The following is a 13653-nucleotide window of genomic DNA, read 5'->3' as shown; positions in this document are numbered from 1 at the left end:
CGTTGCGGTACGACCGGAGTGACCGACGAAAAGCGGTTTTCTGACCGGTGTGCTACATGCTTGGACCGTCGACTACAGTCCAGCGACGTCCTCGATGGCGTCGGTCAGCTCTCGAATCGACTCGAGGTCGTGTTCGCCCATGTGGCCGATTCGGAACGTTTTCTCGCCGAGCTGTGAGCCGTAGCCGTTCGAAAAGACCATCCCGTACTCCTCGTCGACGGTCTCGATGGTTTCGGCGACGTCGATCCCCTGGGTGTTCTCGATACAGGCCACCGTCTGGGATTCGTAGCCCTCCTCAGGGAACATCGCGAAGTGCTCGTCGGCCCACTCGCGAGTGTACTCGGCCATCTCTCGGTGGCGCTCGTCGCGGGCGTCGTGGCCCTCTTCGAGCATGTACTTCATCTGTTTGTGGTACGCCAGCATGATCGGAATCGCCGGCGTGGAGTGGGTCTGGCCCTTTCGGTCGTAGTAGTCGAGCGTCCGCTGGAAGCCGCCGTACCACGACGCGGACTCCTTCTCGAGTTCGCGCTCGTAGGCCTCGTCGCTGACGACACAGATCGCGAGTCCGGGCGGCATGGCGAATGCCTTCTGACTCGAGGCGAAGATGACGTCGATGTTGTGGTCGTCGATATCGACGTAATCGCCGCCAAGTGCGGAAACCGCGTCGACGACGAAGTACGTGTCCGGGTACTCCGCGATGACGTCGCCGATCTCTTCGATAGGGTTGCGAACGCCCGTCGAACTCTCGTTCATCACGGTCGCGACCACGTCGTAGTGTTCGTCGCTCGTCTCGAGTTCCTCGCGAATGTCTTCGGGCTTGATCGCCTGCCCCCACTCGTACTCGAGGCGGTCGACGTTTTTGCCCAGTCGCTCGGCGACGTTGGCGTGGCGTTCGCTGAAGCTGCCACAGGTCGGAACGAGGATGTTCTCGTCGACGAGGTTCAGCGTCGACGCCTCCCAGAACTCGGTTCCCGAACCCGTGAGGATGATGACTTCGTTCTCGGTGCCGAGGAACTCCTTCGTGTCCTCGACGATGGTCGTATAGAGGTCCGTCATTCGGTCCGTGCGGTGGCCGAACATCGGCTCGCACATCGCCTCGACGACGTCCTCGCGGACCTCGGTCGGACCCGGAATATACAGCGTCTTGTCGGGATACTCGTCTTTGTACTCGCGTTTTTCGGTCACGAAAGCCACCTGATACGAGCTACTGGGTCGCGAGACGGTATGGTACTTTTGATGCCACAGTCGTTCGCAGTTCTCGCCGCATCTTTCCGATACTGATCACTCGAGCAGAATCTCGCCGCGCATCGAACCGTCGTGCGGGTCGCAGACGTAGGAGGCGAGTTCCTCGCTCGCCTCGAACTCAAGGAACTGGTCGTCGTCCGGCTCGTCCGTAATGTCGGTCTCGTAGTCGCCGACGACCTCGTCGTCCCGGTCCCGAAGCTCGATGTTGTGGGGGACGCCGTCACCACTCTCCCAGCCGATCCGGTACGTTTGGCCTTCCTCGAGGGCGAGCGTCGGGTTCTGCTCGCCGGCGATAACCGACGGCTCGAGTCCCTCCCAGCCCTGCACCCGTCCGTCGAAGACCATGGTGGTCCCGGGATCGATACTGAAGGCGTCGCCGGCTTCGGACCTGCTATCGTCGTCGTGCTGATCCTCGTCGCCCGTCGGGGGTTCGGCACCGTCGGTCCGGATCTCACCGCGCATCGTTCCGCTGTGTGGGTCACAGACGTAGTACGCCAGCTCCTCGCTCGCCTCGAACTCGAGCAATTGGTCGTCGGGTTCCTCGGCGTCGGTCAGGTCAGTCCGGTAGTCGTCGACGACTTCGTCGTTTTCGTTCCAGAGCTCGATGTTGTGGTGCTGCCCGTCGCCAGTGACCCAGCCGATGTCGTACGTTTCGCCGGCCTCGAGGTGGAGTGTTGGATTTTCCTCGCCGTCAATTGCCGGTGGCTCGAGACCGACCCAGCCACTGGTCTGGCCGTCGAATCGAATCTGTGTCCCGGACTCGAGTGTGGTGTCGGTCGTCTCGTCGTCAGCGTTGGTCTCGTCGGCGCCGGGTTCCGCTCCGGAGTCGGCGTCGTCGGTCGACCCGTCGTCGGTATCGCCGTCACCGTCGTCGGCCGTAGTGCCGGTCCCGTCGGTCCCCGCCTGGTCGACACAGCCCGCGAGCGTTCCGGCTCCGGCCCCAGCACCGACGACGTACAACAGCGTCCGACGTGTAACCGGATCGGCAGTTGGCATACGTACTCCTTCCCGACAAACTTCATAAAACCAACCGTTCTCTCGAGGCGACAGCGGAGCGACTGACCAGTGAGTCGCCACCGGTTCAACTGCTGCGGCCCTCACCCCGCCGCGTTGTCGTCTCTCGGTCGGCTGGTTGTCAGACTCTCGCGGACTGCAGTCTCGCCGTCAGTTGCGCCAAAAAAGCGACCCGCAGAGCCGAAAAAGTCGAGACAAATGCCGGGTGGTGCAACGGTTCGACGCCGTCGGAACGCGGCGCGAGTCGCGACGTCGTTACTCGTCGTCGCCGTTACCGTTTTCGTCGCCGTTGCCGTTTTCGTCGCCGTTTTCGTCGCCGTTCTCGTCTTCACCGTTCTCGTCGTCACCGTTTCCGCCGTCACCCTCCTCGACGACGATCTCGCCGCGCATCGAACCGTCGTGCGGTTCGCAGACGTAGTAGGCCATCTCGTCGGTGACTTCGATCTCGAGCATCTGGTCGTCGTCGGGCTCTTCGACCTGTTCGGTCTCGTAGTCCTCGATGAGGTCGTCGTTTTCGTCCCAGATTTCGATGTTGTGTGCGATGCCGTCGCCTTCGGTCCAGCCGATATCGTACGTTTCACCCTCCTGGAGGATGAGCGTCGGGTTCACTTCGCCGTCGATCTCGTCCGGTGAGAGTCCTTCCCAGCCGCTCTGCTGACCGTCGAAGGTGATCTCCGTGCCGGGCTCGATCTCGAAGCCATCGTCGCCGTTGCCGTTCCCGTTGTCATCGTCGTCGTCGTCACCACAGCCGGCGACCAGCGCGGTCGCTGCGGCCGCACCGGTGAGCTTCAGCGCGGTTCGCCGTGAAATTGCGTTGTCTCGCGTCATCAACCCAAGGTTAGGGTTGAGCACATAAAAATTGATACCCTCTATCGTGACGCTGTCATGCGGTTACATACCAGTGGCCCTGCTGGTAGTTCTCGGCCAGCGACTGATCGGAAAGAACGTGACGGCGATCAGATACGACCGTGATCGAGGTGATCGTTGCGCCCGAGCGACCAACGCAGGAATACCGGAACGGCGATCAGTGCGATCACGATCTCGAGGCTCCCGACGACGAGGAAGGCGAGATCGTAGCCGTACGTGCTCGCGACGGTGCCGCCGACGAGAAAGCCGCCAAGAAAGCCCAGGCTGCCGGCGACGTTGAAGCCGGCCATTGCGATCCCGCGCTCGCTCTCGGCGGCGATATCGGTGACGAGCGCCATCGTGGCCGGCGAGACGAGCGCGCCGAGAACGCCGACGGCGACCATCGCGACCGCGACCGTCGCGACCGAGGGGGCGGCGCCGACCGCGAGGATGCCGAGCCCGTAACACAGCGACCCCACGACGATCGGAATCGTTCGGCCGATTCGATCCGAGAGCGCGCCCATGGGGTACTGCAACAGCGCGAACGGCCCGAAAAAGCAGGCCAGCAAGAGCCCAGTCGTAGCGGGGCCGATGCCGAACGCCTCCTGGAAGTAGAGCGTCCCCACCAGCGCGAAAAAGCCCGCCGTCAGTCGGTCGACGAAGCCAAAGGCGTAGGGGATCGAGAGCGTCGGCCGTCTCCGCACGCCCTCGAGAAGTGCACGAGCGGTCCGGCGACTGTCCGGCGTGCGATCGTCAACACGGGTGACGAGCGCGCCGACGCAGACGAGCAAGACGGCGGCGCCCAGCAGCGGCGCGAGCGGGTCGAGTTCGGTGAGTTGGCCGCCGATCGGCGCGCCGAGGGCGGCCCCGAGTCCGATCGCGATCCCGGCTGCGCCCATGTTCCGGCCGTGGCCGCCCTCCAAGTCCATCAGCATCGTCATCGTCAGCGAGAACGCCCCGATCGTCATCGCGCCCTGGAACACTCGTAGGGCGAGAACGCCCTCGAACGGGATCGATCCGATCGCGGGAACGGCCGCCAGCGCGGCGTAGCCGACGGCCCCCGCCAGCGCTCCGGCGACGATGAAGGGCGTGCGTCGCCCCGTCACGTCGCTCGCGAGGCCCCAGACGCCGACGAAGGCGACGTACGCGGCGAACTCCGCGACGAGAAACCACATGCTCGCGTCGAGTTCCGTCGCCGCGAACGCCGACGCCGTCTCGTCGGCCCCCAGCACCTCGACGAGCGTGCCGACGCCCGGGTAGAGCAACAGTTGGGAGAACAGCACGGCGAAGACGACGGCGGCGAGGACGACCCGGTCGCGGTCACTCGAGTGCACGCCTCACCCTTGATACTACGGGACTATGAAGTCGTTCGTCTCGGATGAAGCGAATCCGTCGGCGTTTGTGGGTTCGAGCACATCACCCTGCACGGCTCTCCCGATAGCGTTCGCTGAGAACCGATACGCTTTCGTTCGCCGCTGACCTGAATGAGTCGATGACAGTCACACGCCGGGACGTGCTTGCTGCGGGAGCGACCGCCGGTGCGGGAGCGATCGCCGGCTGTTCCGGTGCGCTCGAGGACTCGCTCTCGTCGATGCCAGCGGTCGTCTCCCCGTCGGCACTCGAGGAGACCGGTTACGGAGAGCACACGGTAGAGGAAGTCGTCGTCGAGCGAACCGTCGGCCGGTTCGGCCTCGAGCGCACGATCTCGGTGACCAACTGGTACGCCGAGTACGATCGAGCGATTTCGCTCGACCTGCCGGGTCTGTCGCGCTTGCAGGCGGCGGTCGTCTCCGTCCTGACGACGCCGCAGGTGTCGTTTCTCGGTCGGACGTTCAACCCCGTCGGCGAGTTCTCGACGGACGAACTGATCGAGTTGATGCAGGACCGCTACGACGAACTCGAGGACGTCCAGCGCGTCGACGAGACGTCGGTGTCGGTACTGGGAACCGAGACGGCGCTCGTTCGCTACACCGCCGAGGCGAGGCTGATCCCCGCCGGAACCACGCTCGATGTCTACGTCCAGCTTACCGAGCCCGTCTCGCACGGCGACGACTTCGTGCTCGGCGTCGCGGTCTACCCGCAGGTACACGGGTTCGAGACCGAGTCGGGTGCGGTTCGCACGCTGCTCGAGAGCCTCGAACACGAGTGAGACGGGGAAACGCAGGCTCCCGCCTAGGGCCGGATGTAGGCGTAGCCGTCGTCCTGCAGGCGCGTCAGTTCGCCGCCGCCGGAGGAGACGGTCTCGACACCGTCAACGAGATCGGATTCGCTGAGATCCTTCAGATCGAGCGTGTTGCTGCAGGCCTTGAACGAGATGCCGCGCTTGAGCATCGACTCGACCGTCTCGCTGCCCTCGCCGCCCGCGGTCAGCGGTTCGATGCCGTCGGCCTGTGCGACGACGGCGACGTCGTCCATGTCGACGGAATCGTCCTTCGTGAGGTTTTCGGCGATAGTCAGCGCCGTCCGTTGCTGGTCCGGTTCGGCCGCGATGAGGTGGAAGACTGTTTGCACAGTCGTGGCTCCGCCCCACGCTGCAGTAGTGGTTGGGCTTGCAAACGGTAACGGTCGACTCCGCGACCGAGGGGTCGGCGCTCGAGCAACGTCTCTCGCGGGGGTGGTGCAGGCCGGGAGGAACGGGAGCGACCGCTTGTGGGATCAAAACTCCTTCAACGGCCGTTCGAGCGGCAGCCAGCGCGGGACTCGATCACAGTACGCTTCGTAGGCCTCGCCGTGTTTCTCCCGCAGGTGTGGCTCTTCGAACTCGACGATCCGTCGGTGAAAGCCGAGCCAGCAGACCAGCCCCCACCAGCACACGTGCAGCGATTTGTATCGGACCGCCTGTCCCCCGATCAGCAACAGGATTCCGACGTACATCGGATTTCGCGAGTAGCGGTAGACGCCGCCGGTGACGAGTTCGTCCGGTTCGTCTCTCGGGGCGGGCGTCCCGTCGCCTTCGCTCGAGAACCGCAACGCGGTGTGGAGGTACAGCAGCGCGCCGACGACGAACGAGACGGCTCCGACGACCTTGGCTCCGCGGGTGTCGAGCGTCGGAGACTCGCGATCGTATCGAGCGAGCACTCGGGGAATGCCCTCGATGACGGTTCCCGGAACGAGCACGGTGAACACCGCTGTCTTCAGCAGCACGGGTGGTGACGCCATTGGAAACTCTCCGTTCGCCTATTCACCGTGCGAGGTGTTATACCCGACCGACGAGCCGGGGCGGATCACACGGCACCGCCGAATCGGTCCCCGCTCCGCGTGTCAATCCACCCGAATCGGCTGCGGTTTTTGCCGTTACTGAGACGCATAAGAACGTGCAGTAGTATGCATACTAAACATGAGCGACGACGCGAGCGACGGGACTGAGCGACCCTGTCCCGAGCGCGGTCTCGGGACACGTAGCGTACACGCCGGCCAATCGCCCGACCCCGAGACGGGCGCGATGGCCCCGCCGATCTACCAGACCACCTCCTACGTCTTCGACGACGCCGACACCGCGGCCGACCTCTACGCCCTCGAGGCCGAGGGGTACATCTACTCTCGAATCGCCAATCCGACCGTCACGACCCTCGAGGACCGCCTCGCCTCCCTCGAGGGCGGCGCGGGTGCGGTCGCGACGGCAAGCGGGATGGCCGCGCTGGACTCCGCGGTGCTCGTCCTCGCCGAAGCGGGCGACAACGTGGTCTGTTCGACGGACACCTACGGCGGGACGACGGCCTACTTCTCGAAGACGGCCTCCCGGCGAGACATCGAGACGACGTTCGTTCCGACCCTCGAGTACGACGCCTACGAGGAAGCGATCGACGAGGACACCGCGTTCGTCCACGTCGAGACGATCGGCAACCCCTCCCTCGTGACACCTGATTTCGAGCGCGTGTCCGAAATCGCCCACGAGCACGGCGTGCCGCTCGTCGTGGACAACACCTTCGCGACGCCGGCACTCTGTCGCCCGCTCGAGCACGGCGCGGACGTCGTCTGGGAATCGACGACCAAGTGGCTCCACGGCTCCGGCACGACCGTCGGGGGAATCCTCGTCGATGGCGGCACCTTCCCCTGGGGCGAACACGGCTACGACGAGATCGCCGGCCCGAACCACGCCTACCACGACGTCGACTTTTCGCGGGACTTCCCCGACGCGCCCTTCGCCGAGACGGTGCGATTCCGTTCCCTCCGGAGCCTCGGCAACCAACAATCTCCCTTCGACGCCTGGCAGACGCTGCAGGGACTCGAGTCGCTGCCCTTACGCGTCGCAAAACACTGCGAGAACGCCTCCATCGTCGCGGACTACCTGGTCGACCACGACGACGTCGCCTGGGTCACCCAGCCGGGCCTCGAGGACCACCCGACGCACGAGAACGCCTCGCGGTATCTCGAGGATTTCGGCGGGATGGTCGCCTTCGGACTCGAGGGAGGATACGATGCGGGCAAGGCCTTCTGCGAGAACGTCGAGGTCGCCCAGTTCCTCGCGAACATCGGCGACGCGAAGACGCTCGTGATCCATCCGGCGAGCACGACGCATGGCCAGCTAACGCCCGCGGAACGGTCGGAAGCGGGCGTGACGGACGACCTTATCCGGATGTCCGTCGGGATCGAGGATCCCGAAGACATCCTCGCCGACCTCGAGCAGGCCATCGACGCGGCGACGCGAGCGGCGACCGACGCAGGTGGCGACTGAACCCAGATACCGATGACGACCAAAAACACCATCGACCTCGGCGAGTTCCAGTTCTGCTCGGGTGAGACGATTCCGTCCCTCGAGGTGGCCTACGAGACCTACGGCGAGTTCACCGGCGATAATGCGGTGCTCGTCTGCCACGCGCTGACCGGCAGTTCCCACGTCGCCCGCCGGCCCGACGCCGGCGGCGACACGGCGGGACAGGCCCGCGCCTGGTGGGGCGACGTCGTCGGTCCCGGGAAGGCGATCGACACGAGCGAGTACTACGTCGTCTGTGCGAACGCGCCGGGATCGTGTTACGGCACGACCGGCCCCTCGAGCGAGAATCCCGAGACGGGCGAGCCCTACGGTACCGACTTCCCGCCCGTCACGGTGGGCGACTGGACCCGCGCCCAACGACAGCTGCTGGACGAACTCGGCGTCGGCCGCCTCCACGCGGTCGTCGGCGGCAGCGTCGGCGGCATGAACGTCCTCGATTGGCTGCAGCGCTACCCCGACGACGTCGAGCGCGCTGCCGGCGTCGCCACGGCGGCCAGACTCGACCCGCAGTGTCTCGCGCTCGATACCGTCGCCCGACGGGCGATCACCAGCGACCCGAACTGGAACGGCGGTCACTACTACGACGGGCCGGGACCCGACGACGGACTGGCTCGAGCGCGCCAGATCGGTCATATCATGTACCTCTCGAAGGCCTCGATGTCCCGGAAGTTCGGCCGCCGATCGGCGGGCCGGGAGGCCGTCCGCGAGACGCCGCCGGATCCCGCGGCCGCCTTCTTCCCGTATCGGGAGGTCGAGTCCTATCTGGACTATCAGGCGGACAAGTTCACCGACCGGTTCGACGCGAACAGCTACCTCTACATGACCCGAGCGATGGACGACTTCGACCTCTCGGCGGGGTACGAGTCCGACGCCGACGCGCTGGCCGCCTTCGAGGGCGAACTCCTCTTGCTCTCGTTTACCGGCGACTGGCACTTCACCGTCGAGCAATCCGAAGCGTTGGCCGACGCCTGTCGCAAAGCCGACGTCGACGTCGCCCACCACGTCGTCGAGTCCGATCACGGCCACGATGCCTTCCTCGTCGAACCCGAGAAGGTCGGCCCGCCGCTCTCGGAGTTGCTCGAGGCGGGACTCGCCGGGCGGACGATCACCGACACCGAGTCGGAACCCGAGGAGCCCGAATCGTTCGCGCCGGTTCACACGAGTCTCTTCTCAGAGTAACTGGACGAGAACGTCTCGAAAACGGTACTGTGAGCCCGGAGTTGATCACCGTTTCTGACTGATTATCGTTCGGTACGATAGCTGCGAAATTGGTGGTTGCGCCGATCAGGTGGACGGTTCCTGCACGTCGGGAACGAGGTTGCGCATGATGTATACCGTCCCGGCGGCGATTCCGCCGACCAGCAGTCCGAGGACGATCCCGTTGATGAGCAGGCCGCTGAACTCGACGCTCGTACTGTCCATCTGTGACGCTGCGAGAACCAGAGGAGGAACGTACCCGCCAATGCACCCGCGGCACCCGTGATCATCGTCTGCTTGTCGTCCGCTGCCATGCGAACGGCGAGATACCCCCCGACGACCAACGCCAGAACCGCGGCGATGTGTGGAGCACCACTCGTCGGAACGCCGACGAAGGCGAACGTAGCGCCGTCTCCGGTGCCGCTGATATCGAAAACCGACTCGTCGATAATGTCGTAGAAGATGACCAACAGCCCCATCCCGGCACCCAGGAGCGCGTAGAGCGCGACGATCGCCTTAACGTACGCCTGCGTGAGCGGTTCCGTGAGCAGGTCGGTGATCGACTCCTCGTCGACGGCGGACTGCGTGGGCTGTCCCTGGCTGGGGGTGTCTGCGTCGCCTGCGGGGGTTCCCTCCGCTTCGATGTTCGAATCTGACATGGTAACCGACTCCCATGTCTGACATTCATCCTTTCTGATAAGACTTTCACTTGCACTGATTTGTGTTCCAAAGTCGCGACTCAGTTGGAACCGTTGTGCATTAGGAATAGCGGATGAACCGGCGTCGGAATCGCGTATCGAAACGAGACGCAGTTAGTAGCCGTGGTCGGACGAGACGAACTGTTCGGCTCGCGAGCGCTCGGCGCGCTGCTGGTTGATCCAGCGCCGAAGGTCGGCCGCGAGTAGGCCGGGACTCTCGAGGCGGAACAGTCGCGCCGAGATCCCCATACCGGTCGGCGAACGGATCATCGCGATTAGGGCCCACATCGTCCCGGCCGCGAGCGAGCCGGCGGCGGAGAAGGTCATGCCGAGGGTGAAAAACGTCGCCCCGTAGACGAATCCGATCCCCATCGACGGCAGGCTCGTGCCGAGCGGGACGCGGGCGGTCGCGTCGCGCAGCGTCGGTGCGAGAAAGACGATCGAAAGGCCGCTGCCGATCATGAAGATTAGGTCTTGCCACATCATGGAACTAGTTACTCGACGTCGAGTTAATAACGTTCTCGGTCTCGAAATCGGTTCTGAGGCAGTATATTCGCTGTGTACGACCAGTTCGGCGATCGACCTGTTGATTCGAATGCGACGGAAGCCGGTGTTTCGAACGACCGGTTCGGAGTGCTGTCTCCGCGCGCCGGACGGTTCCGCGTGCCCACGGTCTGATCGTTCGGCGCGTCTGGTGGTCGTCCGCTATCGTAACAATTGAACGTCAGTGTACACCCAATCGCACGATGGCTGTGCGATTGGTGTGTAAACAGGTTCAGTTGGTACTAGATTCTTCGAGCAGGCCGCTTTGCTCGAGGACGCGGCGGCCGGACTGGACGAGCTGGTGCTGGTGTCGGCGGCCGGTCTGGTTGTAGAGGTCGCCGTCGCGTTTGACGATGTCCCCGTCGACCAGCACGGTGTCGACGTTTTCGACGCCGGACTGGAAGACGATCGTTTCGACCGGGTTGTGCGATGGCACCGTGTTGATGTCGTCCGTTCGAATCATGGCGATGTCCGCGCGTTTACCCGGCGTCAGCGAGCCGACTTCGTCCGCGAGGCCGAGTGCGCGTGCACCCTCGATCGTCGCGAACTCGAGGGCGTCGTGAGCGGTGAGCGAGAGTTCCATCACCTGTTCGCCGGCTTCGACGGTCGGCTGGTTGTCGAGTGCGCGCTGGGTCTGGAGCGCGGTTCGGGTCTGGGTGAACATGTCGCCGCTGACGTTCGAGACGATGTCGACGCCGATCGAGGGAACCGCGCCGCCCTCGAGCGTTTCCCGGAGCGGCGGCATCCCCATGCCCATCTGCATCTCGACTTCGGGCGTGATCGAGACCGAACCGCCGGAGTCGCCGATGAGTTCGAACTCCTCGTCGGTGAGGCGGTTGCCGTGGACGTAGTTCAGATCGTCGCCCAGGAGGTCGAGTTCCGCGAGCGTCTCGACGCCGCCGGGGCCGAGCGAGCCGATGTGCATCGAGGCGGGGATGTCGAGTTCGCGCGCGAGTTCGATGTCGTGGGTGACGACCTCGTCGCTCGAGTAGTCGGGACCGCGAATTCCCATCGCGAGCGTGAGCAGGTCGTCCTCGTCGGCGTCGGCGAATCGCTCGTCGTGCACTCGACGGATATCGTCCGGGTGGGGCTCCGTGCTCTCGTCCCACCACGTTTCGTTGTCGTCGCCGGGCGTTCCGTGGGCGAAGACGGCGCGGATGCCCGCGTCCTCGAGTCCATCGATCGCTCGGTTCGTGTGGCCGGGCGAGTTGGCGACGTGGAACCAGTCCATGACCGTCGTCGTCCCCGCGTTCAGTTGCTCGAGTGCGCCGAAGAGGTTGCCCAGGTAGACGTCGTTGGGCGTGTAGTGGCTGCTGATCTCGCCGAGCATCGTCTCTAAGTACTCCATGAACGACCAGTCGCCGGCGACGCCGCGGACGCCCGCCTGCCAGGTGTGGTGGTGGGAGTTGACGAAGCCGGGGAAGACGATGGCGTCGCTGGCGTCGATAGTCTCCGCGTTCGGAGCGTCGATATCGTGGCCGATCTCTTCGATTCGGCCGTCTTCGACCAACAGGTTCGCGTTCTCGAGAATGCCGTACTCCTCGTCGACGGTGACGATCGTGCCGTTTTCGATCAGGAGGCGTCCGTTCTCGAGTCCGTTCCCGTCGTTTGGTCCCTTTCCACGACCGCGTCCGCGCCCAGGGTTGTCCTCGCGTGCGCTGCCGAGGCCGGCGAAGGAAAGCGCCGCCAGTGCGCTACCGCTGAGTCCGAGGTAGTTCCGCCGCGAGACGTTCGAGTCGGTTCCGTTGTCGTCTGCTTGCATCGTTGTTCTCACCCGACTGTACCGCCCGAGTGGAGTTGGAATTTCGTTCGGTATATTCCAACTCGTCGCCGGGGCGTGACAGATGCCTCGAGTGGACGGATTCTGCGCGGTCCGACGACCGAAACGACTATGAGAAAGACGATGGAACGTTTACATGTATTGACGATGACCGCGTACGCTGCCCGCTCGTCCCCCGTTCGATTCGCGCTCGAGGCGCTCGCCCTCGCCGTCCTCTCCGCCGTGTTGCTGGTCGGCGGGACGCAGTCCGGACTCGTCGTACCGACGCTCACGTGGATGACGCCAGTCATGGTGATCGCGGGCATCGGCTCGGGAGTACTGTTCTGGCGGTATTCGACCGACAGGGTGCGGGGGATCGTTCACCCTCGCTTGTCCGGAAACGGCCTCGTCGCAGGACTGCTCACCGTCGTCGCTGCCGGCGCGCTCTGGGTCGCGTTTGTCCCGCCAGTGTACGGCCGCGATCTGGTGTACGGCGTGTTGGCGCTCGCCTGGACCGCGTTTGTACTCTCGAGTATTGAGTAGCTGATTCTGTCAGAATTAGTACTCAGTGACAGTTTTCAGACGTCGTGCTGAATACAGACCGCGCTTGTACAGGTGGTGTCCGGATTGCAATCTTTCAATCGATCAGTACAGGTCAAAGAAGTAGCGGAGCAACGTCTAAACTCTCAAATATGTGCCAAGAATCCCACGTCGGATACAGCGGGGCAGACTCGCCTGCCAGTCAAATCTCTGCCGGATCGCTTATTATTTCTCCATCCTCCTCCACCGACAAGCTATATGAAGTTGCTCCAGAAACATGGACATCATATATCACTTCATCGTCATGGAGAAGCTGAAACCTACACGATTCACCGTCTATCTCACGGTCAATACTGAGGCTTTCACCTGGTTCGATACTAAATTTTCCGTCTCGACAATCGGCTTCGAGGATAAGCTTGCTACTGAAATCCTCGTTAACATATATTGACACCAGATTTGCTCCTGCCGGCCATACTTCGTTATCTCTGTCAGTTTGGGCGTTCTCCTCACTCCCTTCAATACACCCTGAAATGCCTATCAGGAGAGGTGCTGTTGAGAGCAGTATGCGTCGTTTCATATCATTATTCTTGAAAAGATTGCATAAGTACTTTCTTCTAGGTCAGACAGCAATCTTGGTTCTCCTATTTGGTCAGTTTGTGCTTTTATTCAAGCGCTCTGCTAACACTATACCTATCTAATAAAAACAACAGCGTTAGCTTCGCGGATCTACTGAGCGGGTGGTTCACTGGATTCGATGGGAAACAAACGAATCCCTCGTGCTGCACACATCTGCATACGTACCTTTTTGCGCCTCGGGATTCCTCACTTCGTTCGGAACCTCTCGTCTGCTCACGGGCGCGAAGCGCCCGTTCGCACGGCTCGCGGGACCTATGGTCCCGCGCTGGGCGCAAAAATCTACGCTAAAAAGGCCGCTCGCTCCCGTTGGTCGCTCGCGGGTGCAGCGCTTGTACTCCGACCGCAGCGGTAACGCTTCAGCCTGTACTGAGCGATCACTACCTTCGCAGACCGAGCCAAATGTCGTGCAACATTCGCGCTGTGGGTTCAGCAAGGCTCGTTCGACCTGTCCTGAAATTGGT

The 13653-nt window shown here is 63.3% G+C and carries 14 protein-coding genes; 4 read left to right on the top strand and 10 right to left on the bottom strand.

The window, feature by feature from the left end:
• Positions 1–72: 72 nt before the first annotated feature.
• The 4 genes from ACSFDB_RS18120 to ACSFDB_RS18105 all read right to left on the bottom strand — a co-directional run bounded on the left by ACSFDB_RS18120 (position 73) and on the right by ACSFDB_RS18105 (position 4439).
• Entirely contained in the window at positions 73–1185 is a 1113-nt protein-coding gene (locus ACSFDB_RS18120; protein WP_440772317.1) for a pyridoxal-phosphate-dependent aminotransferase family protein, read from the bottom strand.
• 96 nt (positions 1186–1281) lie between these two features.
• The gene (locus tag ACSFDB_RS18115) at positions 1282–2241 is read right to left on the bottom strand and encodes a cupredoxin domain-containing protein (RefSeq protein ID WP_440772316.1); all 960 of its coding nucleotides are present in this window, start codon (positions 2239–2241) and stop codon (positions 1282–1284) included.
• 273 nt (positions 2242–2514) lie between these two features.
• Positions 2515–3087 (bottom strand): plastocyanin/azurin family copper-binding protein, encoded by a 573-nt coding sequence (locus ACSFDB_RS18110; protein ID WP_440772315.1) that lies wholly within the window; start codon positions 3085–3087, stop codon positions 2515–2517.
• Between the two features lie 128 nt (positions 3088–3215).
• Complete coding sequence (locus tag ACSFDB_RS18105) at positions 3216–4439, bottom strand: MFS transporter (protein ID WP_440772314.1); 1224 nt, start codon at positions 4437–4439, stop codon at positions 3216–3218.
• Positions 4440–4597: 158 nt separating this feature from the next.
• On the opposite strand from ACSFDB_RS18105, the gene ACSFDB_RS18100 reads away from it, so the two are divergent.
• Complete coding sequence (locus tag ACSFDB_RS18100; protein ID WP_440772313.1) at positions 4598–5254, top strand: DUF6517 family protein; 657 nt, start codon at positions 4598–4600, stop codon at positions 5252–5254.
• A gap of 23 nt (positions 5255–5277) precedes the next feature.
• On the opposite strand, the gene ACSFDB_RS18095 is transcribed toward ACSFDB_RS18100, so the two are convergent.
• The gene (locus ACSFDB_RS18095) at positions 5278–5616 is read right to left on the bottom strand and encodes a DsrE family protein (RefSeq protein ID WP_440772312.1); all 339 of its coding nucleotides are present in this window, start codon (positions 5614–5616) and stop codon (positions 5278–5280) included.
• Positions 5617–5760: 144 nt separating this feature from the next.
• Positions 5761–6264, bottom strand: a complete 504-nt coding sequence (locus ACSFDB_RS18090; RefSeq protein ID WP_440772311.1) for a methyltransferase family protein — start codon at positions 6262–6264, stop codon at positions 5761–5763.
• 178 nt (positions 6265–6442) lie between these two features.
• Between ACSFDB_RS18090 and ACSFDB_RS18085 the strand changes: the two genes are divergently transcribed.
• Complete coding sequence (locus tag ACSFDB_RS18085; protein ID WP_440772310.1) at positions 6443–7780, top strand: O-acetylhomoserine aminocarboxypropyltransferase/cysteine synthase family protein; 1338 nt, start codon at positions 6443–6445, stop codon at positions 7778–7780.
• 12 nt (positions 7781–7792) lie between these two features.
• A complete protein-coding gene (metX, locus tag ACSFDB_RS18080) occupies positions 7793–8998 on the top strand; it encodes a homoserine O-acetyltransferase MetX (RefSeq protein WP_440772309.1) in 1206 nt (401 codons plus the stop codon).
• A 62-nt stretch (positions 8999–9060) separates the two neighbouring features.
• Here metX and ACSFDB_RS18075 read toward each other — a convergent pair whose 3' ends face one another.
• From ACSFDB_RS18075 to ACSFDB_RS18065, 3 genes are all read right to left on the bottom strand, one after another.
• The gene (locus tag ACSFDB_RS18075) at positions 9061–9675 is read right to left on the bottom strand and encodes a hypothetical protein (RefSeq protein ID WP_440772308.1); all 615 of its coding nucleotides are present in this window, start codon (positions 9673–9675) and stop codon (positions 9061–9063) included.
• A gap of 153 nt (positions 9676–9828) precedes the next feature.
• Positions 9829–10200 (bottom strand): hypothetical protein, encoded by a 372-nt coding sequence (locus tag ACSFDB_RS18070; protein WP_440772307.1) that lies wholly within the window; start codon positions 10198–10200, stop codon positions 9829–9831.
• A 289-nt stretch (positions 10201–10489) separates the two neighbouring features.
• Positions 10490–12019 carry an amidohydrolase family protein gene (locus tag ACSFDB_RS18065; protein WP_440772306.1) on the bottom strand — a complete coding sequence of 510 codons (1530 nt, stop codon included), beginning with the start codon at positions 12017–12019 and terminating at the stop codon, positions 10490–10492.
• Between the two features lie 165 nt (positions 12020–12184).
• On the opposite strand from ACSFDB_RS18065, the gene ACSFDB_RS18060 reads away from it, so the two are divergent.
• Positions 12185–12559: a hypothetical protein gene (locus ACSFDB_RS18060; protein WP_440772536.1), complete on the top strand. Its 375-nt coding sequence runs from the start codon at positions 12185–12187 to the stop codon at positions 12557–12559.
• Positions 12560–12758: 199 nt separating this feature from the next.
• Here the strand turns inward: ACSFDB_RS18060 and ACSFDB_RS18055 are convergent, their stop codons facing one another.
• Positions 12759–13133, bottom strand: a complete 375-nt coding sequence (locus ACSFDB_RS18055) for a hypothetical protein (protein ID WP_440772305.1) — start codon at positions 13131–13133, stop codon at positions 12759–12761.
• Positions 13134–13653: the final 520 nt, after the last annotated feature.

The organism is Natronorubrum amylolyticum, assembly GCF_052040145.1.
Classification (GTDB): Archaea; Halobacteriota; Halobacteria; order Halobacteriales; family Natrialbaceae; genus Natronorubrum.
This window is presented reverse-complemented; position numbering and strand designations above follow the sequence as displayed.